We start from the raw sequence: 19,438 nt of genomic DNA, 5'->3' as shown, positions 1-19,438 counted from the left end.
TGTGACCAGACCGAGCAGCGCCCGTCAGCGACCTCCCCGCAGCGAGAACTCCCTTGGGATCCTCTTCGGCATCGGAGCGTACGGACTATGGGGTCTGCTCCCCATCTACTTCCTCATCCTGTTGCCGGCCACCGCCATCGAAATTGTGGCCAACCGCGTGCTCTGGTCACTGCTCTTTTGCGCGCTGCTGCTAACGGTGCTGCGCGGCTGGACCACGGTGCGAACAGCATTTCGCAACCCCAAAGTACTGGGAACCCTAACCGTCGCTGCGCTCCTGATCGCCGTTAACTGGTTCGTCTACACCTACGGGGTAACCAACGGCCACGCCATCGAGGCCTCCCTCGGCTACTTCATCAACCCGATCGTCTCAGTGTTGCTCGGCGTCTTCGTGCTCCGCGAGAGGCTGCGCCCGCTTCAGTGGGCGGCCGTCGGAATGGGGTTCGTGGCCGTCGTCGTACTGGCTGTCGGTTACGGCAATGTGCCGTGGATTGCGCTGGCGCTCGCGTTCTCCTTCGGTTTCTACGGCTTCGTGAAGAAGCGGGTGGGCCCGAGTGTCGACGCCGTTTCCAGCCTGAGCATCGAAACCGCTGTTCTCACGCCGATCGCCGCCGCAGTTATGATCTGGTTGACACTCTCCGGTGGCGCCACCCTGCTAACCGAAGGCACCGGCCACTTCTGGATCATGGCCGCCTCCGGCGTCATCACCGCCGTACCCCTGATCTTCTTCGGCGCCGCCGCCCGGCGGCTTCCCCTCACCAGCATCGGCATGCTGCAGTACCTTGCACCAGTGCTCCAGTTCATCCTCGCGCTCACGGTGTTCCGCGAGGAGATGCCGCTCGAACGGTGGATCGGCTTCGGCCTGGTCTGGGTGGGGCTCGCCCTGCTCACGGTAGATATGGTCCGCACAGTGCGCAAGAACGCGCGACCGCGTCGGCCGGAACTGGCTGAGGCCGCGGCCTAACGCTTGCCCTCCGGAGCCGCGCGCCGCCGTCGTGGGTGTTGGGCGTATAGGCTCATCAATGGACTACCGTCCACCGCACCGCCAGCCGCCACACCAAGGAGAAGAGCAGCATGACCGGAACCGTGATCGTCGGAGTAGACGGCAGTGAGACCGCCTTCAAGGCAGCTTCCCGCGCAGCCGGGATGGCCTCGAGTCTCAAGGCCGAGCTCACCGTAGTGAGTGCCCATACGAAGGACACCACCGAGATCGTCAAGATCGGCAGTGAAACCTGGGTACTCGATGACGCCGAGCAGGCCCTGGAGGTCGCCACGAAGGTTGCCGACAAGCTGCGCAAAGAGCACCCCGGCCTGGCCGTGCGCCCGCTCGCCGTTCGGGGCAAGCCGCAGGATGCCCTGATCGGTGAAGCGAGGCGGACAACCGCGGAACTTCTGGTGGTCGGAAACGTCGGCATGAAGGGCCTTGGCCGGGTACTCGGAAGTGTCGCGAGCAGCCTGGCGCACAATGCTCCGTGCGATGTTCTGATCGTGAGAACAGCTTAGCTAACGGGCCTTCCGGAGCGTTTCGCCGCGGAAGAACGCCGGATTTACCCGGTACATCACGAGCATGAGCACTGCGCCGAGCAGGATTACGCCCATACCGAGGACAAACACCAGGCCCACGCCGAACAGTGAGGACCCGGACCCGTACGCGGGGTCCATCGAATCGGACGCGGTCTTGACGAACATCACCAGCAGGATCACGCCGCCGAGCAACGGTGCCAGGAGCTTGAACAGGAAAGCCCGGGCGGAGGAGAACGCGACCGCACGGAAATACCAGACGCAGGCCAGCGCCGTGATGCCGTAGTAGAAGCAGATCATCATGCCGAGCGCCGTGATCGTGTCATACAGCGCGTTCTCGGACAGCACCCGCGTGACCACATAGAACCCGGCGGCGGCAACGGCGGCTGCGATCGTGGCGTACGAGGGCGACTTGTAGCGCGGGCTGACCTTGGCATACGACGCCGGCAGCGCACGGTAGTGCCCCATGGACAGCAGGGTGCGGGCCGGGGACACGAACGTCGACTGCAACGAGGCCGCCGAACTGCTCAGGACGGTCAATGACATCAGGATCGCGAACGGGCCCATCACCGGTCCGGCGAGCACCGCGAAGATGCTTCCCTGGTTATCCTCGTTGCCGGCGCCGAGCTCACCGTCGCCAACACCGGCGTAGGCGAGCGTGGCGAGCGATACCGCGAGGTACAGCACCACGATCACCAGGACCGTTACCGTGGCAGCACGCCCCGGCGTACGCTCTGGGTCCTTGGTCTCCTCGTTCATGGTCAGGGTGACGTCCCAGCCCCAGTACACGAAGATGGACAGCGAGACACCCGCGGCGAACGCTGAGAAGGACTCTACGGCGAACGGGTTGAACCAGTCGGGTGTGATCGCAGTGGCGTCGAACGCGGTCCCATTGGCAACGTGCACGGACGCGGCGATCGCGAACCACACCAGCACAATCACCTGGAACCCGACGAGCACGTACTGCACGGCCTTGGTGGTCTCCATCCCGCGGTAGGACACCCAGCAGGCCAGCGCAACGAATACCAGCGTGGTCGCGATATTCAGGGGCAGGTTCAGCGTCAGGTCGGCGAGCGCCGGGTTCCCGGTGAGCTGCGCGAGCATCAAATAGAAGAAGTCCACCGCGACCGCGGCCAGGTTCGACAGGACAATAATCGTCGCCGCGATCAGCCCCCAACCGCCCATCCAGCCCACCCATGGCCCGAATGCTCGGGTTGACCACGTGAAGGAGGTCCCGGCGTCGGGCATCGCGTTGTTCAGCTCCCGGTAGCCGAGGGCCACCAGCAGCATGGGAATGAAGCCGACGAGGAAGATCGCCGGCAACTGCACGCCCACCTCCGCGACGGTGGGGCCAAGGGCTGCGGTCAGCGTGTAGGCCGGCGCGATGCAGGACACGCCGATCACAACCGCGCCGAACAGCCCCACGGTCCCGGGCTTGAGCCCCTTCAGGCTCAACCCGCCCGCGGTTTCCTTCTTCGATTCGATGCTCATGACATGACCTAGTTCGAATTCGCTGCCGCGTACGACGGCGGCGACGCCGCGCCCTGCGCAGCCAGGATCAGCTGGGCGGTCTTGCGGCCCATGCGGATTGCGCCGTCCACGTGCTGGTAGCCCTTGGCGGCGAAGTCGCTGCAGGAGAAATAGATTGGGCCCACGGGCGCACTTTGGTCTGCGCCGTAGCGGGACAGCCCGCCGAGGTCGAAGCTCGCAGCGTAGGCGCCGCGGGTCCACTCTTCCGTGCCCCAGTCGCTCTCGTAGTACACCTCCGGGTTCAGCGCTTCCGGGCCATAGTAAGCGGCCAGCGATTCGAGGATGCGCTGCTTGCGCTCCTCGGCGCTGAGGCGGAAGACGGCGTCGGCGTGCTCGTCCGAGACGAAACCGACAAGGGTTCCGCGGGCGTCCCCGTGGTTTGTGTTGTCATACGACTCGTGGACCAGCTGATACGGGCTGAAGCACGTTCCCGAGAGTCCCTGCTCGCGCCAGAACGGCTTGTCATAGACCGCGTGAACCTTGATGACCAGGCCCAGCGAGAGGTGCTGGTGCATCTGGTGCTGCCGGCGCGGCAGCGGCGGATCGAAGCTGACCCGGGAGATCAGGTTCGGCGGAACCGCCATGATCACGCGCTTGGCGTGCACGGTGACCTTGTCGCTGACCACTGTCACACTCTCTTCACTCCAATGAACGGTCCGCACCGGAGTGTTCAGGTGCACGTCCTCTCCCAGCTTGTCCGCCAGCCGCAGCGGCACCTGCTGCAATCCCCCGATCACGCGCTTGTCGAGGATGAAATCGGCGTCGACCAGGTGGGTGAAGCTGCCCGCACTGGCTGCCATCAGCACGGCCTGCAGCGCGGAGAAGGAGTGCGCCGGCTTGGTCAGCATGGCGCCGGCGATGAACATACCGATATTGTCGCGTGCCTCCTGGTCATCGGTACGTTCCTCGAGCCAACGGGAGAAGGAGATCCGGTCGAGTTCCTGTGCCTTGGCATGCGCCCACGGCTCTTCGGGGCCGATCTCGGCGGTGAGGGCGTCGAGTTCCTCGATGAGCCGTTCCATCTCGGCTTCGGTCTCAGCCGAAACGGGGAACATCTCGCCGGTGAATCGGGTTTGCGCGCCGGCCGCGTCGAGGTAGAGCGACTCCCCCTCGCGGTAGCGGGAGTAGGTGTCCAGCCCCAGTTCGGCGAGGGTCTCGATCAGTGCATCCTGATCCGGTGAGACCCACTGGCCGCCGATTTCCAGCATCGCGCCGTCAATCTCGCGGGTCCAAAGCCGGCCGCCAACGCGGTCCCGTGCCTCAAGGACGGCGACGCTCAGGCCGGCCTTCTTCAGCTCGGTCGCGGCGGTAAGGCCGGAGGCGCCGGCGCCGATAACGACGACGTCGCGGGTAAGCGTGGGATGGTTGTCGGTATTCATCAGTTGTTCCTTGTCTAACAGTTGGTGTTACTTAGCGCGTTGAGTGTGCAGCTCATTGCCTTTTGCGCAGCTCGTAGCCTCGTTATCTGCGCACTCAGCCGGGGTGTCCTGGTTGGTCGCGCTCTGCCACGAACTGGGCGGCGTGGTCAGCCAGGAGTGTTGGACGGGCCGTCGTCGTGCTTTCATTCCGCCACCTCCAGCGCGGGAGTGTCCTTGCGCAGGGTCTCGCCGCGGAAGAAGGCTGGGTGTGTACGGCGGACCAGCAGCATCACAAGGATGCCGAGGGCGATGATGCCGACGCCGATCACAAACACCAGGCCGACGCCGAACACCTCCGAGCCGCTGCCGAATGCGGGGTCCCAGCTGTCGATCGCGGTCTGCAGGAACACGACGATCAGGCCGAGTCCGCCCAGCAGCGGAGCGAGGAAGCGGAACACCAGGTTGCGTGCCGAGGAGAACGCGCTGCGGCGGAAGTACCAGACACATGCGAGCGCGGTGAGGCCGTAGTAGAAGCAGATCATGAGGCCGAGCGCCATGATCGTGTCATTCAGGACGTTGTCGCTGATCACCCGCATCAGGGAGTAAAACCCGGCCGAAATCACGCCGGCAACAATGGTCGCGAAGACCGGCGAACGGAACCTCGGGTGCACGGTGGCAAACTTATCCGGCAGGGCTTTGTAGTACCCCATAGCGAGCAGGCTACGCGCAGGCGAGACAAACGTCGACTGCAGGGACGCGGCGCAACTGGACAGCACCGCGAGCGAGAGCAGGATCGCGAACGGTCCCATGACCGGGGCGGCCAGCGCGGCGAACACATTCTCGGAAATGTCCGGGTTATTCAGGCCGACACCCTCGGTCCCGACGCCGGCGAACATCAGCGTGGCGATCGCGCCCAGCAGGTAAATTCCGAGCACGACGACGGCGGTCACCGCAGCTGCGAGCCCGGCAGTTTTCTTGCCGTTGCGGGTTTCCTCGCTGACGGTGAGGCAGACGTCCCAGCCCCAGAAGGCGAAGATCGAGAGCGAAAGGCCGACGGCGAAGGCTGAGAAGCTGTCGATTCCCAACGGGTTGAACCAGTCCCAGGAGAAGGCGATCGCCTGAGGGTCTGTTCCCTGTCCGATACGGCTGAACGCCGCGATCACGAACCAGGCGAGCACAACTACCTGCAGCCCCACGAGCCCGTACTGCACGGCCTTCGTGGTTTTGACGCCGCGGCAGGAAACCCACACGGCCGTGCCGACGAACATCAGGCACGTGAGGATGTTCAGCCAACGGATCCCGGCGAGGTCGGCAATAGCTTCCTGCCCGGTGAGCTGGGAGAGGAAGAGGTAGAAGAAGTCGACAGCCACGCCTGCCAGGTTGGACAGCACAATGATGTTCGCCGCCAGCAGCCCCCAGCCGCCGATCCAGCCGATGTACGGTCCGAACGCCTTGGTCACCCACGTGAAGGTGGTGCCGCTGTCCGGTGTGTCCGAGTTCAGTTCGCGGTAGCCGAGCGCCACGAGGAACATCGGGATGAAGCCGACAATGAAGATCGCAGGCAGGTGCACTCCGATGCTCTGCACCGTGGGCCCGAGCGTGCTGGTCAGGACATACGCCGGCGCGATGGTGGAAATACCGATCACGACGACGGCGAGCAGCCCCAACTGCCCTGTCTTCAGGCCCTTGCTGGAGAACTTTTCATTCGTTGCGCGCACTTGAGTTGTGCTCATGGGGTTTCCTTACCTCGTCGTAAGTTCAGTTGACAGCAGGCTGCTGCTGGGTGATGCAGTGGATTCCGCCGCCACGGGCGAACAATTCGCGGGCGTCGACGCCCCTGACGGAGCGCCCAGGGTAGGCGTCGGCGAGGATGGCCAGTGCCTTGTCATCCATGGGGTCGTTGAACGTGCAGGCGATGACGCCGTCATTGACCACGAGGTGATTGATGTAGCTGTAGTCCACCCACCCGTCGTCGTCGGCCAGGGTTTCCGGAGCCGGCACTTCGATGATGCGCCAGGGTCGTCCGGCGGCGTCAGTGGTGGTGGCGAGGTACGCGATGATCTCGCGGCTTACCTGATAGTCGGGGTGCTCCGGGTTCTGCTGGCTGTGGACCAGCAGGGTTCCCGGTTCGGGGATGGTGGCGACAATGTCCACATGGCCGCGGGTCCCGTACTGTTCGGAGTCCCGCGTGAGGCCGCGTGGAAGCCAGATGACCTTGGTGGCGCCGAGGGTGCGGACGAGTTCCGCTTCAACATCGCGCTTGGTAAGGCCCGGGTTGCGGAAGGGGTCCAGTTGAACGGTTTCGGTGACCAGTACGGTCCCCTCGCCGTCAACGTGGATTCCGCCGCCCTCATTGACGAGCTTCGAGGCGATCCGCTTCACCCCGGCGAGCTCCGCGACGCGGGCGCCGATGAGTTCGTCCTTGTCCCAGCGCGCCCACTCCTGCTGGCCCCAGCCGTTGAAGACCCAGTCGATGGCCGCGAGGCCGCCGTCGTCGTCGTCGTAAACGAAGGTGGGGCCGATGTCCCGCATCCAGGCGTCGTTCAGGGGGGCGTTCTCTACTTCGATGGTGGGCCGAAGGTAGGTGGCGGCAACTCCTAAGTCGGCCGGGTCAACCAGCATGGTCACGGGCGCAAAGTCGACGACGGCGTTCGCCACCGCCGCCCAGGTGCTACGGGCGGCGTGAGCTTCTTCGGCGGTGTCACCCAGGGTGTAACCGCCGGGAGGAAACGCCATCCACACCCGGTCCTGCGGGGTGGTCTCCGCGGGCATCCTCATGACGTGACCAGCTTTCGCGCCGGCACTGGGTCCAGCAGGGCCTGGTAGGTGTCCGGGCGGCGGGTGTTGAGGAAGGGGAACAGCTCAAGCCAGTCGCTCCGCTGGTCGAGGTCGAGGTCCGTGACGAGAACCGCGGATTCGTCGCGGGGCGCCTGAACGAGGATGCGGCCGTACGGGTCGGAGATGAAGGACGAGCCGTAGAAGCTGACGTTGCCCTCGTTGCCCCAGCGGTTCGGCACAACCATGAACAGGCCGTTCGCAATTCCGTTGCCGACAATCACCTGCTGCCAAAGGGGCTGCGTATCGAACTTCGGAAAGGCTGGTTCGGAGCCGATGGCGGTCGGGTAGACGAGCAGGTCGGCGCCGGCCAGGGAGTAGAGGCGGGCTACCTCTGGGAACCACTCGTCCCAGCAGGTAGGCATCCCGAGGCGCGCGCCGTTCAGTTCCGCCGGTTCGTGGACGGCGTAGGCGTCTTCACCGGCCGGGCCCTGGCGGAAGTACTTGTCCTCCACATACCCCTCGGTGACGGGAATGTGCAGTTTGTGCGTGCGGGCGAGCAGCTCACCCTTCGGGGAAACGAGGATTGCGGTGTTGAGGCCAAGGCCGTCTGTATCGCCGTCGGGGTTCTCCGCCTTCTGGTAGAGCGAGGCGTGGACGCTGACGCCGTGCTTCCGTGCCGCTTCCGCCGCGAAGGTGAAGGTGGGGCCGGTGAGGAGGTCCTCGGCGTCGTCGGCCGGCGTGCCCTCGGGCAGGGTGTCCGCGGGGTAGCGGGACAGCGTGAGTTCGGGCAGGAAGACAACCTTGGCGCCCTGCGCAGCCGCGCGGGCGATGCCCTCGTTGAGTTCGGCCTTGACGGCGTTCTCGTCGGGCTGCCAACGATGCTGAACCAGGCCCACGCGGAGGGGTGTACGGACGGGCTCTGTGGTACGGGCATAGGACTCCGGCGTCTGGCTCCGTGTCACTTCAATCATGGGAAAAGCTCCAGTGTGAGATGGGGGTCACAAAACGAATGGTGTTCGTTTATTATGGCCGCCCATGAGCGCGAATGCAAGAGAACTTCCGTTGAGCCATCAGACGCCTTATCGACATTCGATAAGTTAACGACTATCGTTGTTATCGAACATCGTTAACAGTCTCGGAGGTCTCAATGATTACTGCACTCTCGCCCGGCAAACCGCGGGCGGCGCTGAAAGCTGTAGAGAAAGTCGGCCTGCTCGGGGTCATGCTGCTGATGGGGACGGGCACCGTAGTTCTCCTCCTCATTTCCGTTGCCGCGATCGTTCTCGGCGCGAATGGCACCACGTATCTGACGTTCCCCGCAGCCACCCCGCCTTCGAATTGGAGCCAAAGCTCGAACGTGACTGAAGCCCAGTTCGACTCGTTCTCGATGGCAGTGCACGGCGTCAGCGGTGACGCTATGACGCCGTTCATCACAACCATGCTTGTCGCGGTGGCGCTCATGGTCGCGATCTTCGTCGTATTCTTCTGGCTGGCCTTGCGCATCTATCTCGAACGCCCATTCGGTCGAATGATGACCGCCGGACTGGCCGCGGTTGCAGCTCTGAACATCGCAGGCGCATTCGTGTTTCCCGCAATCCTCGTGGACGCGCAGGGGGCCATCCTTGCCGACCTAGAGATTGCACTCGAAGGTGCGCCCTTCACGAATACCTGCTACTTCACGGAGTTCGATGCACTTGGACTCGTACTCGGCATCTTCTGTGCACTCTTCGCCGGCGCCTTCCACATCGGCACGCGCCTGCAGCGCGAAACGGATGGACTGATCTGAATGGGAACGACAATGCAACGGGCTGACCGGCGCACCGCCTTGGGAATCGCCGTCGTACTTGGACTTGCCGCCGCGGCACTGTCTGTGGCCGGTGCACTGACCGCCGTCGCACCCGGCCCGCTTGAACTGGGCGTACCACTGGATAATCTCCAGGCGCCTGCGCTGGGTGAGCGAATCGAAGGGGTACAAGATGCCGACTATGCAACTGCTTCTCTTACCGTTACGGACGTGACGAGCGGTGAGCGTTGGCTGCTTGGATCGGCATCGGCGTTCGGGTTCCTCGCCGCGATCATCGCTCTCGCCATGCTCGCCTGGCTGGGGTGGCGGATCTACCGGCGCGAGCCGTTCACCCGCCGACTGCCGTGGCTCATCGGGGGCACCGGGATTGCGGTCATGGTGAGCGGGACCGCCGGGTCGATGCTGCACATGTTCGGCGTTCATGCGGTCCTGAAACGGATTCAGTTGCTGCCCGCGCGGGATGACAGCGCGTTCTTCATCATGGAACTGGACCTTCTGCCGTTCGTGGTCGGGATTGGCGCGGTGCTGGTTGCCGGAGCATTCGAGGCCGGGTACCGGCTTCGACGAGATACCGACGGGCTCATCTAGTGGCCGCAAAGGAACCTGAAGATACCGGTATTCACTGCCGCCTGGACGAGTTGCTGGCCCAACGCGGGATGACGCTGACCGAGCTCGGCAGACGGGTGGACATGAGCATCGTGAACCTGTCGATCCTGAAGAACGACCGCGCCCGTGCCATCCGCTTCTCCACCTTGCGGGCGATCTGCGAGGTGCTTCAGTGCGACGTCGGCGACCTCCTGACCGTCGCACGTCCCAGCCCTGAGGGAACGGGTCCGTTGACTTCCCGCAGGTGACGCGGCATTGAAGCGCCGTCGTCGGCGTGAAGCGCACGGTTCCGTTGGTTAGGTGCGTCGAGGCGGCACACAGGCTGCGCGGCAAACAGGACGACGACGGCGGCCCGCCGGGAAATCCCAGCCGACCGCCGTCGTCGTACATCCGTTGAGTGTCGAGATAATCACCGAATGGCCGCACCAAAGGGCGATTATCTAAGCACTCAGCGCCGGAAAAGCTACTTCACCGCACGGATCGCGGCCTCCAGGACGTCGAGGCCGTCGTTCAGCAGATCCTCGCCGATCACCAGCGGCGGCAGCAACCGGACCACGTTGCCGTACGTGCCGCAGGTAAGGATGATGACGCCCTCCTCCAGGCACGATGCGGCGATGGCCTTCGTCGCAACAGGGTTGGGCTCCTTCGAACCTGGCATCACGAACTCGATCGCGAGCATTGCGCCGCGGCCACGAACCTCACCGATGATGCCCGTTTCCGACTGCAACTTACGCAGGCGCGCAACCACAATCTCCTCGATCCGCCGCGCACGTGCCGACAGGTCAAGGTCCGTCATGGTGTCGATCGCCGCGAGCGCCGCGGCACACGCAACCGGGTTGCCGCCGTAGGTTCCACCCAGACCGCCGGGGTGGACGGCGTCGAGCAGGTCCGCCCGGCCCGTGACCGCCGAGAGCGGCATGCCGCCGGCAATCCCCTTCGCCATGGTGATGAGATCCGGGACCACACCCTCATGGTTGACGGCGAACCACTCGCCCGTCCGGCAGAAGCCCGACTGCACCTCGTCCGCAATGAAGACGACGCCGTTCTCCCGCGCCCACTCGGCGAGCGTCGGCAGGAAGCCCTCGGCGGGGACGATGAAACCGCCCTCGCCCTGGATGGGCTCGATGATGATGCCCGCGAGCGACTCCACGCCGATCTGCTTCTCCATCATCGTGATCGCCCGACGCGCTGCCTCGACTCCCGAGATCGACGGGTTCTCCTCACGGAACGGGTAGCTCATCGGCACACGGTAGACCTCGGACGCAAACGGCCCGAAGTTACCGGCAGGCCCACCCTTGTACGGAAGGGACTTCGCGGTCAGAGCCATCGTCAGGTTGGTCCGGCCATGGTAGGCATGATCAAAGGCTACGACGGCGGTGCGGCCAGTGGCCACGCGGGCAACCTTGACGGCATTCTCCACCGCTTCAGCGCCTGAGTTGAACAGGACGGTGCGCTTTTCGAAGTCGCCCGGGGTCAGCTCGGCGAGCTTCTCCGCGACGGCGATGTAACCCTCGTATGGGGTCACCATGAAGCAGGTATGAGTGAAGTGCTCCACCTGTTCCCTGACGGCGGCGACGACGGCGGGATCCGACGCCCCGACGCTTGTCACCGCGATGCCCGAGCCGAGGTCGATGAACGAGTTGCCGTCGACGTCGTGCACGATCCCGCCGTCGGCGTCCGCCACGTACACGGGGACACCGGAGGCGACGCCCTTGGCGACGACGGCGGAACGGCGCTCGTTGAGCGCGACGGACTTGGGGCCAGGGAAGGTGCCTGTGATCCTGCGCTTCTGTTCAAGCCGGAACTGAGGCTGGAGTGCCTGGGTGGTCTGCGTTGTCATTGAAACGGTCCTTTCTAGGGTGCCGTGGAGCTCAGGCGTCCAGCGCACTCATGACGTGCTTGATGCGGGTGTAATCCTCCACGCCGTACATGGAGAGGTCCTTGCCGTAGCCGGAGCTCTTGAAGCCGCCGTGCGGCATCTCGGCGGTGAGGAGGATGTGGGTGTTAATCCAGACGGCGCCGAAGTCCAGGTCGCGGGAGACGCGCATGGCGGTGCCGTGGTCGGTGGTCCAGATACTGGAAGCGAGGGCGTATTCGACGTCGTTGGCCATCTCGACTGCTTCGTCCTCGGTGGAGAACTTCTGCACCGTGATGATCGGGCCGAAGGTTTCCTTCTGCACAATGTCATCGGTCTGCTTGGCGCCGGTGATGATGGTCGCCTCGTAGAAGTAGCCCTTGTCGCCGGAGCGCTTGCCGCCAACCGCAACGGAGCAGTGCGAGGGCAGCGCATCCATGACGGCGTTGACTGAATTGAAGTGGTTGATGTTGTTCAGCGGACCGAAGTAGTTCCTGGTGTCATCGGCGTCGCCCGTTGTGAGGGTCTTGGTGTGTTCCACCATCGCGGTCACAAGGTCATCGTGCGCTTCATCCTGTACGAGCACACGGGTGATGGCCGTGCAGTCCTGACCGGCATTGAAGAAGGCGAACTCGGCGATGGCTTCGGCGGTCTTTTTCAGGTCCGCATCAGCGAAGACGACGGCGGGTGCCTTGCCTCCGAGCTCAAGGTGCGCCCGCTTCAGGCCCTTCGCGGCGCCGGTCGCAACGGCGATACCGGCGCGGACGGATCCGGTGATTGAAACCATGGCGGGGGTCTTGTGCTCCACCATTGCGGCACCGGTTTCGCCGGTTCCGAGCACAACGTTGAGGACGCCGTCGGGCAGGATGCCCTGTGTGAGGCGGGCGAGAACGAGGGTGGATTCCGGGGTGGTGTCGCTCGGCTTGAGCACAATGGTGTTGCCGGCAGCGAGGGCGGGGCCGATCTTCCAGATGGCCATGAGGAACGGGTAGTTCCACGGTGCAACCTGCGCGACGACGCCGACCGGTTCGCGGCGCACGTAGGAGGTGTGGCCCTCGAAGTACTCACCGGCTGACTTGCCCTCAAGGAGGCGTGCGGCACCGGCGAAGAAGCGTATCTGGTCGGCACCGGCGGCAATCTCTTCGGAGGCGATCATCGCGCGGACCTGGCCGGTGTTGCGGTGCTGGGCGTCAACCAGCTCGTCGCTGTTCGCTTCGATGGCGTCGGCGAGCTTGAGCAGCATCAGCTGCCGCTGGCCCGGAGTGACGGCTTTCCATGACGGGAAGGCGGTCTTCGCGGCGCTCATCGCGGCGTCGATGTCGGCCTGCACGGAAACCGGCGACTTCGCGACAACTTCCCCGTTGGTGGGGTTCACGATGTCGATCAGCTCGCTGCCGGTTGGCGTGACGAACTGGCCGTTGATGAAGTTCTGCAGGGTAGTGACCACGGCAGGGTTCCCTTCTTGGATAGGCAAGGCTTTGATTTCCCTGCCGACCCTACGTGGTGCGCACCACGTCGCCTAGGTCCACGCGCACAATGCATTTCGAAAACCGTGATGCATCCGCACAACCCCTAAGCCCTATAGTTGACGTTATGGCGATCACACTGTCCGCTCTGTTGGCCGCCCCTGCGTTGAAGCTGCAACGGGTGGGCACAAGTCCCGTCACCGATGTCCCGGTGCAATGGGTCGCAGTTACCGAGCTCGAAGATCCGCAGCCCTTCCTTTCCGGCGGCGAGGTGGTCCTCACTACCGGCCTGCGCCAGAAGTCCGCGACCTCCCAGCGGAATTTCGTCAAGCGTGTGCACGCCTCCGGAGCGCTGGCGGTCGGACTCGGTACCGGCCTTAGCCACGAAAAGGTGCCGTCCGCATTTCTTGATCAGGCGGACGAGCTTGGACTGCCGGTTTTCCGGGTTCCCTACGAAACCCCGTTCATCGCCATCGGAAAGATCGTCGCCGATTCACTGTCCGCAGAGCACTATGCCCGCCTCGAGAACCTGTTGAAGGGCCACCAGGTCCTCGCCTCCGCCCTGCTGGGCGGTGGCGGACTCCCCCAGCTCCTGCGCGAGCTGGCCGCCCTGCTGCGCACCGACGTCGTACTGTCCCAGTACGGAACGCGCCTTTTCGCGACCGGAAGCGGCGCGGAGCAGGACCGGGAATGGCACCGCGTACCGGTGGCCACCGGGCTGAAGGACCGCTGCACCCTCGCGATCGCCGAACCCTATGAGCGCGACGCCATCGTTGCCTACGCCCAGAGCCTGATCAGCGTCGAGTTGAGCAACCAGGCGCGGCGGCGGGCGAGCGAGCGCGCCGTCGTCGGCCAACTCCTGCAGGACGTGGTGCGCGGCACCATTGCCGGGACCGACGCCGCGGCGCGTCTGGGCAGCGCGGGCATCGATACCGTGCGACGCCAGTGCGTGGTCATTGCCGACGTCGCGACGGGGCAGCGCCGCGCCCTGCGCACCCTCCCCCTCCCGGGCAAGCACGACGACGTCGTGACCGCCATCCTCGATGATCGGCTGATCATCACGGTGCCGGAGAGCGACGGCGAATCGCTCAGCCGCGAGATCAGTGAGTACCTGCACGGGGCCGGGTTCACCGCGAAGGTGGGGTTCGGCGGCGGGTATGCCCAGCCCAGCGGGTTGCGGTGGAGCTACTTCGAGGCTCGCGAGTCACTCACCCGCGGCCAGGCCGTGAACCGGCCGGACCGGTTGAGCCTTACGTCACTTCTCATGGCGAGTGAGGACGTGCCGCTGGCAGACCTTGCTTCGGAAGCACTGGACCCGGTTGCCGCGTTCGATGAACGGCACGGCGCCGAACTCATGCTCACGCTCGAAAAGTACCTCGCGCTCAACGGTTCGGTGGCGGCGGTGGCCGACGTGCTGCAGTTGCACAGGAACACCGTCCGCTACCGGCTCCAGCAGATTGTGGACCTGACCGGCTACGACCCGTCCATCACGGCCGACCGCGTGCACCTTTACCTCGCATTGAACGTTCGCGGGTTGCGGTAGGTTCTCACGCACCGGCCGCGTGGTTGATGCAGAATCGCGTCCATGGCCGGGCTTCCAGCCTGCCCTCGGCGATTGGAACATGGCATACTTCGCAGATCCCGTAAGTTCCGGTCTCCAGACGGTGGAGCGCGGCTTCGACCTCGGCGATCCGCGAATTAACTTCCCTGATCAGGGTGGCGGACTGGGACAGCTCGAAAGCGATAGTGGAACCTTCGGGATCGTGTTCGTCGTCGACATTGGAGTCTCGCCGGAGGTCGCTGGTCGATGCGAAATCGGCGCTCAGCGCGGCCTGGGCAGCACGCGAGGCCGTTCGCTCCTGCTCAAGCAGGGACCGGAAACGCTCATACCCGACCGGCACGCAGCAACCCAAGGTTCTCGCGGATCCTCGCGCGGATTGTTTCGGATGACACGCCGAGGCGCTTGGCGATATCCCGGTAGGTAAGCCCGTCGAAATAGATCATGCGCAGGAGGTCCGTTTGTGCCGGCCGGGCGTCGTCGTGTTCACGCAGCTCGCGCACAGCCAGCCGGTGCAGCAGGTTTATCAGCCACGCTTCAGGGCTGCCTGAGGAAGGCTTGTACTCCGATGCCCGTTCCCATACCTCGAGATACGCCCGCTCCACCAGCGCGCGGTGCGCCGCTGGATCAGGCAGTAGATGCTCCGCGAGGGCGCAGGCGCACGGTGCAGTAGCCGCATAGAATTCGGTGAACGCGGCGCGGTCACCCTGCCCTACCCGGCGCAGCAGGGCGCCAAGCTTGGTGGAACTTTCAACACTACCCATGAGCGCCTCTCAAAATTCTCCCCGCTGCCCCGGGATAATAAGCCTACTTATCCGAGCCTAACGCCCCGTCATCTTCCCGACCAGCCCCCGTGCAACAACTGAAAGATGACCAGCTGCTGCAGGGACGCCAGCCTGGCGTCACACTGCCACTGGTTCTCCCACCCGCTGGGCTGTGGTCACAATCGCGGCGAAACCACGCGCAGCCAGGATGCTGGCGGTCCGATCCATCAGGTCTTCACCGGAAACGTCTCCATAGTTTCCTCCCGCTGGAATTCCTGAGGTTGTCGTGGCATCAATCACGAACTCCACGTCGAAGCCCAGATCACTGGCCACCCGCGCCGTCGTCTCGCAGCACTGCTCCGTGCGGATCCCGCAGATCACCAGACGGCGGACACCCCGAAGCATCAGTTGCTGTTGAAGGTTGGTGGTTGTGAAGGCGTTGACCGAGGTTTTCATTACCTGCAGCTCGCTCTCCGCAGGTTCGAATTCAGACACGACCCGGACGTGGCCGTTCGCTGGATCGAACACCCCGTTGGTTCCGGGATCAGAGTGGGTCACCCAAACGACCTGATCACCGCTGGAGCGCGCGTGCTCCACCAGTTGTGCGATGTTGTCCAGCACCATTGGGTTGGCGGTTGCCGCCCAGTCATCAGTGCGCTGACGGAAGGACTCCTGGACATCGATCACCAGGAGGGCAGTATCGGTTCGCGTAGTCATATAACGATTCTCAGCGCCGGCAGACGCCGAAGACAGGCTGAAGGGCGCCAATAAGCGGAAGGATCCCGCCATTCAGGGATCAGCGCAGCAAGGTGGCCATCCTGCCGTAGGCCACCCTCGATTCGGGAAGAAACGGTAGCGCCACGAACACGTGGAAGGCGCCAGGGTAGGTATGCACGGTGAGCCGGCCGCCGGCGTCGTGCATTCTGCTCTCGAACAGGCGGGTATCCGCCATGCAGATGTCGCGGTCTCCCTGGTGGATCTCAACAGGCGGAAGCGCGGCGAGCGCGTCGGCCCGTGCGAAGACCGGACTCAGGAGGGGATGCCGTGGGTTCTCGCCGTCAGCCCACCAGGATCCGGCTTCCACCGCTCCTGGTACGGCAAGCATGGGATCCACCCGCTGGTAACGCTCCGTCTCCGGATTTGTTCCGGTGATGTCCAGCCACGGCGAGAACAGCAGGAGCTGACCCGGCGCGGGCAGTCCTTCCGCTGCGAAGTGCAGGGCCTGCCCCACGGCCAGTCCGCCGCCCGCCGAGTCGCCTGAGAGGACGACGTCGGCCGCTTCCGTGTCATCGAGCACCCTCCGGTAGACCTCGCTCAGGAACGCGTAGCCCTCCCGGTACGAGTGCTCGGGCGCTAACCGGTAAAGCGGCACTGTAACGGCGGCGCCGGTCCGGCGGACCAGTTCGGCAATGATCCACCAGTGCGGCCGGACAAGCTCATTGATGTAGGTGCCGCCGTGCGTATAGATGATGCGGCGGCCGGAGGGCTTCCGCGGCGTCAGCGTCAGCACACGCGTACCGGCGATGCGGGATTCCCTGACGCTGCCGAGCCTGCGGATACTGCGGGGAGGCTCCGCGGGCGACGGGTAGCTGCGGGCCAGATACTCCCCGCGCATCCGCTCCGGCGACAGGTAACGCCGCTTCGTAGGACCCCTCCCCAGCAGCGCGCATGCTGCCCTCATTGCGATACTGCCGCCCGCCGCGTTGCTCGTCATCCCCTCAATCTAGACTCTGTTCCGTCCAGACTCTGGCGTGGCGGGCCTGCCGCTCTCTAAGGTGAGCGAATGGGAAATCAACTTCATACGAGCCTGCTTCACAGCTGGCAGGGCATCGACGACGCCGCACGCCTGGACACCGCGACCATCAACCTCGAGCAAGGCCGCTTGAGCGCCCACGGCACCTCCCGCACTGATGAGTACGCGATGAGCTGGGCACTGACGACGACGGAGGGCTGGGTGACCCGCAGGCTCACCGCCACCGTCCACGGCCACGGCTGGAGCCGGCACCTGGAGCTGGACCGGTCCGACGACGGCGTGTGGTCAAGCACGACGCACAGCTCGGGCGAGTGCCCGCTCCCCGGGGCGGGCATCGATGACCCCTCCTCGCTGACGGGTGCACTGGACTGCGACCTGGGTCTTTGCCCGGTCACCAACACCATGCCGATCCTGCGGTTGAACCTTCACTCGGAGGAACTGGCCCCGGCCGATGAAACATCCATGGCCATGGCCTGGGTGGAGGTCCCGAGCCTGCGCGTGGTCCGCAGCCAGCAGATGTACAGTCAGCTCCGCGCACCGGGCGAGGACCGAAACGGCGTCATCCTTTACAGCTCTGACAACCACGGGTTCACGGCCGAGCTTCAGATCGACCGGGACGGGATAGTCGTCGAATATCCGGGCCTGGCGACGCTGACCGGGTGAATTCCGGTTAGTTTCCTCACATTTCGACCCACCAACAGCGTGGCCGGTTATCATACGTGACCATCCGCTGTACAGGGACTACCGTAGGATTATGTCTACTTCTGTCCCTCAGCAGAGTCCGGAACAGTCCGGACCTCCCGGGCCGTCGAGCGCAGCGCCCGTCAAAGGCGTGCTCGACCGGCCAGTTTTCTACACGTCCCTGGTGGTCGTGCTGGCGCTGGTGATTCTTGGTGTGGTCTTCCCCACCGGGTTCGCCAATGTCACCAGCAGCGTCCTCGATGGATTGGTATCCAACTTCTCCTGGGCCTTCGTGCTCACAGCCACCGGTTTTGTGGCTTTTGCCGCGTTCCTCGCTTTCAGCAAGTACGGCCGCATCCGGCTGGGCAAGGATGATGAGAAGCCTGCCTTCTCCCGCGCCTCATGGATCGCGATGATGTTCAGCGCCGGTATGGGCATCGGCCTCATGTTCTACGGGGTGACGGAACCGATCTCCCACTACCTGACACCGCCCATTGACGGCGTCGAGCCCGGAACTGACGCCGCCGCGCGCCAGGCCATGAACTACACCCTCTTCCACTGGTCGCTGCATCCGTGGGCGATTTACGCCGTCGTCGGGCTTGCCCTTGCCTACTCGGCGTTCCGCAAGGGCCGGGGTACCGGTTTCAGCGCGGCTTTCGCTCCGCTGTTCCGTGGCCGCACGAACATCAAGGCACTTCGGGCAATTGACGTCTTCGCGATTTTTGCAACACTCTTCGGTTCGGCAACATCACTGGGTCTCGGCGTTGTGCAGATCAACGGCGGCCTGACCGAGGTCTTCGGCGTCGAAAGCAACCTTTGGGTGCAGGTGGGCCTGATCGCGCTGTTGACCGTGTGCTTCGTGGTGTCCGCGGTCAGCGGCATCTCCCGCGGCATCAAGTGGCTTTCCAACGGCAACATGATTGCGGCGCTGGTGCTGCTCGCCTTCCTGTTCGTAGTCGGCCCCACGGTCTTCATCCTCGAACTGATCCCCTCATCCGCGGGCAACTACCTCTTCGCGCTGCCGCAGATGGCAACGCGAACAGGGGCCTTCGGTGGCGAGGACTGGCTTGCCGGCTGGACAATCTTCTACTGGGCCTGGTGGGTCTCATGGACGCCCTTCGTCGGTTCGTTCCTCGCGAAGATCTCCCGGGGCCGGACCATCCGTGAGTTCATTTTCGGCGTCGTCGCTGTGCCGAGCGCCGTGAGCCTCGTGTGGTTCGGCGTGTGGGGCGGCACCGCGATCACCGCCCAGAACAACGGCGTGGACATCGCAGCAGCCAACGCGGAAAGTCAGGAATCGGCGATGTTCGCGCTCCTGGCCGAGTATCCGCTCGCCTCGGTCACGGCGATCCTGGTGGTATTGCTCGTAGCGGTGTTCTTCATCTCCGGCGCGGACGCAGCGTCCATTGTGCTCGGTTCGCTCTCTTCCTTCGGATCCGAGAATCCGCGGAAGTGGCTGACCATCCTGTGGGGCACCATGACCGGTGCGGTGGCCGCCGTCCTGCTGTTCATCGGCAGTCTGGACGCACTGCAGACCCTGACGATCATCGCCGCAGCGCCGTTTGTGCTGATCATGGTGGGGCTGTGTGTCGCGTTGATGATGGATCTGCGGAAGGATCCTGCAGTGGCCGGCCTGAAGCGCCGTCGTACTCCGCGGACACCTGAACCAAACCCTGAACGGCAGCCCGAGGACCTCGGAACCGCCGAGGAGGCGTCCGCGAGGTAAGCCGCCCAGTCCTCGGAACTTCATCACAGCTTCGGCGGGTT

Annotated in this window: 19 protein-coding genes; 8 read left to right on the top strand and 11 right to left on the bottom strand. The window is 64.4% G+C overall.

Annotation, left to right across the window (positions count from 1 at the left end; translation table 11 throughout):
- The first annotated feature begins 1 nt into the window (after window position 1).
- Together rarD and ACX80C_RS16765 are read left to right on the top strand one after the other, a co-directional pair.
- The gene (gene rarD, locus ACX80C_RS16770) at window positions 2-961 is read left to right on the top strand and encodes an EamA family transporter RarD (RefSeq protein ID WP_459327601.1); all 960 of its coding nucleotides are present in this window, start codon (window positions 2-4) and stop codon (window positions 959-961) included.
- Window positions 962-1,071: 110 nt separating this feature from the next.
- Window positions 1,072-1,500 carry a universal stress protein gene (locus ACX80C_RS16765; protein ID WP_459327600.1) on the top strand — a complete coding sequence of 143 codons (429 nt, stop codon included), beginning with the start codon at window positions 1,072-1,074 and terminating at the stop codon, window positions 1,498-1,500.
- Here the strand turns inward: ACX80C_RS16765 and ACX80C_RS16760 are convergent, their stop codons facing one another.
- The 5 genes from ACX80C_RS16760 to ACX80C_RS16740 all read right to left on the bottom strand — a co-directional run bounded on the left by ACX80C_RS16760 (window position 1,501) and on the right by ACX80C_RS16740 (window position 8,155).
- On the bottom strand, window positions 1,501-3,009 hold the full coding sequence (locus ACX80C_RS16760; RefSeq protein ID WP_459327599.1) for an APC family permease: 1,509 nt from the start codon (window positions 3,007-3,009) through the stop codon (window positions 1,501-1,503).
- 8 nt (window positions 3,010-3,017) lie between these two features.
- Window positions 3,018-4,427: a flavin monoamine oxidase family protein gene (locus ACX80C_RS16755; RefSeq protein ID WP_459327598.1), complete on the bottom strand. Its 1,410-nt coding sequence runs from the start codon at window positions 4,425-4,427 to the stop codon at window positions 3,018-3,020.
- A 182-nt stretch (window positions 4,428-4,609) separates the two neighbouring features.
- Complete coding sequence (locus tag ACX80C_RS16750) at window positions 4,610-6,139, bottom strand: APC family permease (protein ID WP_459327597.1); 1,530 nt, start codon at window positions 6,137-6,139, stop codon at window positions 4,610-4,612.
- A 25-nt stretch (window positions 6,140-6,164) separates the two neighbouring features.
- The gene (locus ACX80C_RS16745; RefSeq protein WP_459327628.1) at window positions 6,165-7,178 is read right to left on the bottom strand and encodes an agmatine deiminase family protein; all 1,014 of its coding nucleotides are present in this window, start codon (window positions 7,176-7,178) and stop codon (window positions 6,165-6,167) included.
- A 2-nt stretch (window positions 7,179-7,180) separates the two neighbouring features.
- Complete coding sequence (locus tag ACX80C_RS16740) at window positions 7,181-8,155, bottom strand: nitrilase-related carbon-nitrogen hydrolase (RefSeq protein WP_459327596.1); 975 nt, start codon at window positions 8,153-8,155, stop codon at window positions 7,181-7,183.
- A gap of 176 nt (window positions 8,156-8,331) precedes the next feature.
- Here ACX80C_RS16740 and ACX80C_RS16735 point away from each other — a divergent pair, with 176 nt between their 5' ends.
- The 3 genes from ACX80C_RS16735 to ACX80C_RS16725 are packed head-to-tail and all read left to right on the top strand — an operon-like array spanning window position 8,332 to window position 9,842.
- Window positions 8,332-8,970: a hypothetical protein gene (locus ACX80C_RS16735; protein WP_459327595.1), complete on the top strand. Its 639-nt coding sequence runs from the start codon at window positions 8,332-8,334 to the stop codon at window positions 8,968-8,970.
- The gene (locus tag ACX80C_RS16730; RefSeq protein WP_459327594.1) at window positions 8,971-9,576 is read left to right on the top strand and encodes a hypothetical protein; all 606 of its coding nucleotides are present in this window, start codon (window positions 8,971-8,973) and stop codon (window positions 9,574-9,576) included.
- Window positions 9,576-9,842: a helix-turn-helix domain-containing protein gene (locus ACX80C_RS16725; protein ID WP_459327593.1), complete on the top strand. Its 267-nt coding sequence runs from the start codon at window positions 9,576-9,578 to the stop codon at window positions 9,840-9,842. Before ACX80C_RS16730 ends, ACX80C_RS16725 begins: the two co-directional genes overlap by 1 nt.
- Window positions 9,843-10,057: 215 nt before the next feature.
- On the opposite strand, the gene gabT is transcribed toward ACX80C_RS16725, so the two are convergent.
- Window positions 10,058-11,434: a 4-aminobutyrate--2-oxoglutarate transaminase gene (gabT, locus tag ACX80C_RS16720; RefSeq protein WP_459327592.1), complete on the bottom strand. Its 1,377-nt coding sequence runs from the start codon at window positions 11,432-11,434 to the stop codon at window positions 10,058-10,060.
- Between the two features lie 31 nt (window positions 11,435-11,465).
- Entirely contained in the window at window positions 11,466-12,896 is a 1,431-nt protein-coding gene (locus tag ACX80C_RS16715) for a gamma-aminobutyraldehyde dehydrogenase (protein WP_459327591.1), read from the bottom strand.
- Between the two features lie 146 nt (window positions 12,897-13,042).
- Between ACX80C_RS16715 and ACX80C_RS16710 the strand changes: the two genes are divergently transcribed.
- Window positions 13,043-14,458, top strand: coding sequence for a PucR family transcriptional regulator (locus ACX80C_RS16710; RefSeq protein WP_459327590.1), 1,416 nt, complete (start codon window positions 13,043-13,045; stop codon window positions 14,456-14,458).
- 4 nt (window positions 14,459-14,462) lie between these two features.
- Here the strand turns inward: ACX80C_RS16710 and ACX80C_RS16705 are convergent, their stop codons facing one another.
- From ACX80C_RS16705 to ACX80C_RS16690, 4 genes are all read right to left on the bottom strand, one after another.
- Window positions 14,463-14,816: a TraR/DksA family transcriptional regulator gene (locus ACX80C_RS16705; protein ID WP_459327589.1), complete on the bottom strand. Its 354-nt coding sequence runs from the start codon at window positions 14,814-14,816 to the stop codon at window positions 14,463-14,465.
- Entirely contained in the window at window positions 14,800-15,237 is a 438-nt protein-coding gene (locus tag ACX80C_RS16700) for a sigma factor-like helix-turn-helix DNA-binding protein (RefSeq protein ID WP_459327588.1), read from the bottom strand. The genes ACX80C_RS16705 and ACX80C_RS16700 overlap by 17 nt, the downstream gene beginning before the upstream one ends.
- A 138-nt stretch (window positions 15,238-15,375) precedes the next feature.
- Entirely contained in the window at window positions 15,376-15,954 is a 579-nt protein-coding gene (locus ACX80C_RS16695; RefSeq protein WP_459327587.1) for an isochorismatase family protein, read from the bottom strand.
- Between the two features lie 79 nt (window positions 15,955-16,033).
- A complete protein-coding gene (locus ACX80C_RS16690) occupies window positions 16,034-16,951 on the bottom strand; it encodes an alpha/beta hydrolase (RefSeq protein WP_459327586.1) in 918 nt (305 codons plus the stop codon).
- Between the two features lie 69 nt (window positions 16,952-17,020).
- Here ACX80C_RS16690 and ACX80C_RS16685 point away from each other — a divergent pair, with 69 nt between their 5' ends.
- Entirely contained in the window at window positions 17,021-17,653 is a 633-nt protein-coding gene (locus ACX80C_RS16685; protein WP_459327585.1) for a putative glycolipid-binding domain-containing protein, read from the top strand.
- Window positions 17,654-17,744: 91 nt separating this feature from the next.
- Window positions 17,745-19,397, top strand: a complete 1,653-nt coding sequence (locus tag ACX80C_RS16680) for a BCCT family transporter (RefSeq protein WP_459327584.1) — start codon at window positions 17,745-17,747, stop codon at window positions 19,395-19,397.
- Window positions 19,398-19,438 lie beyond the last annotated feature (41 nt).

Source organism: Arthrobacter tecti (genome assembly GCF_054511355.1).
The sequence above is the reverse complement of the archived record's forward strand: the minus strand, read 5'-3'. Positions and strand labels throughout refer to the sequence as shown.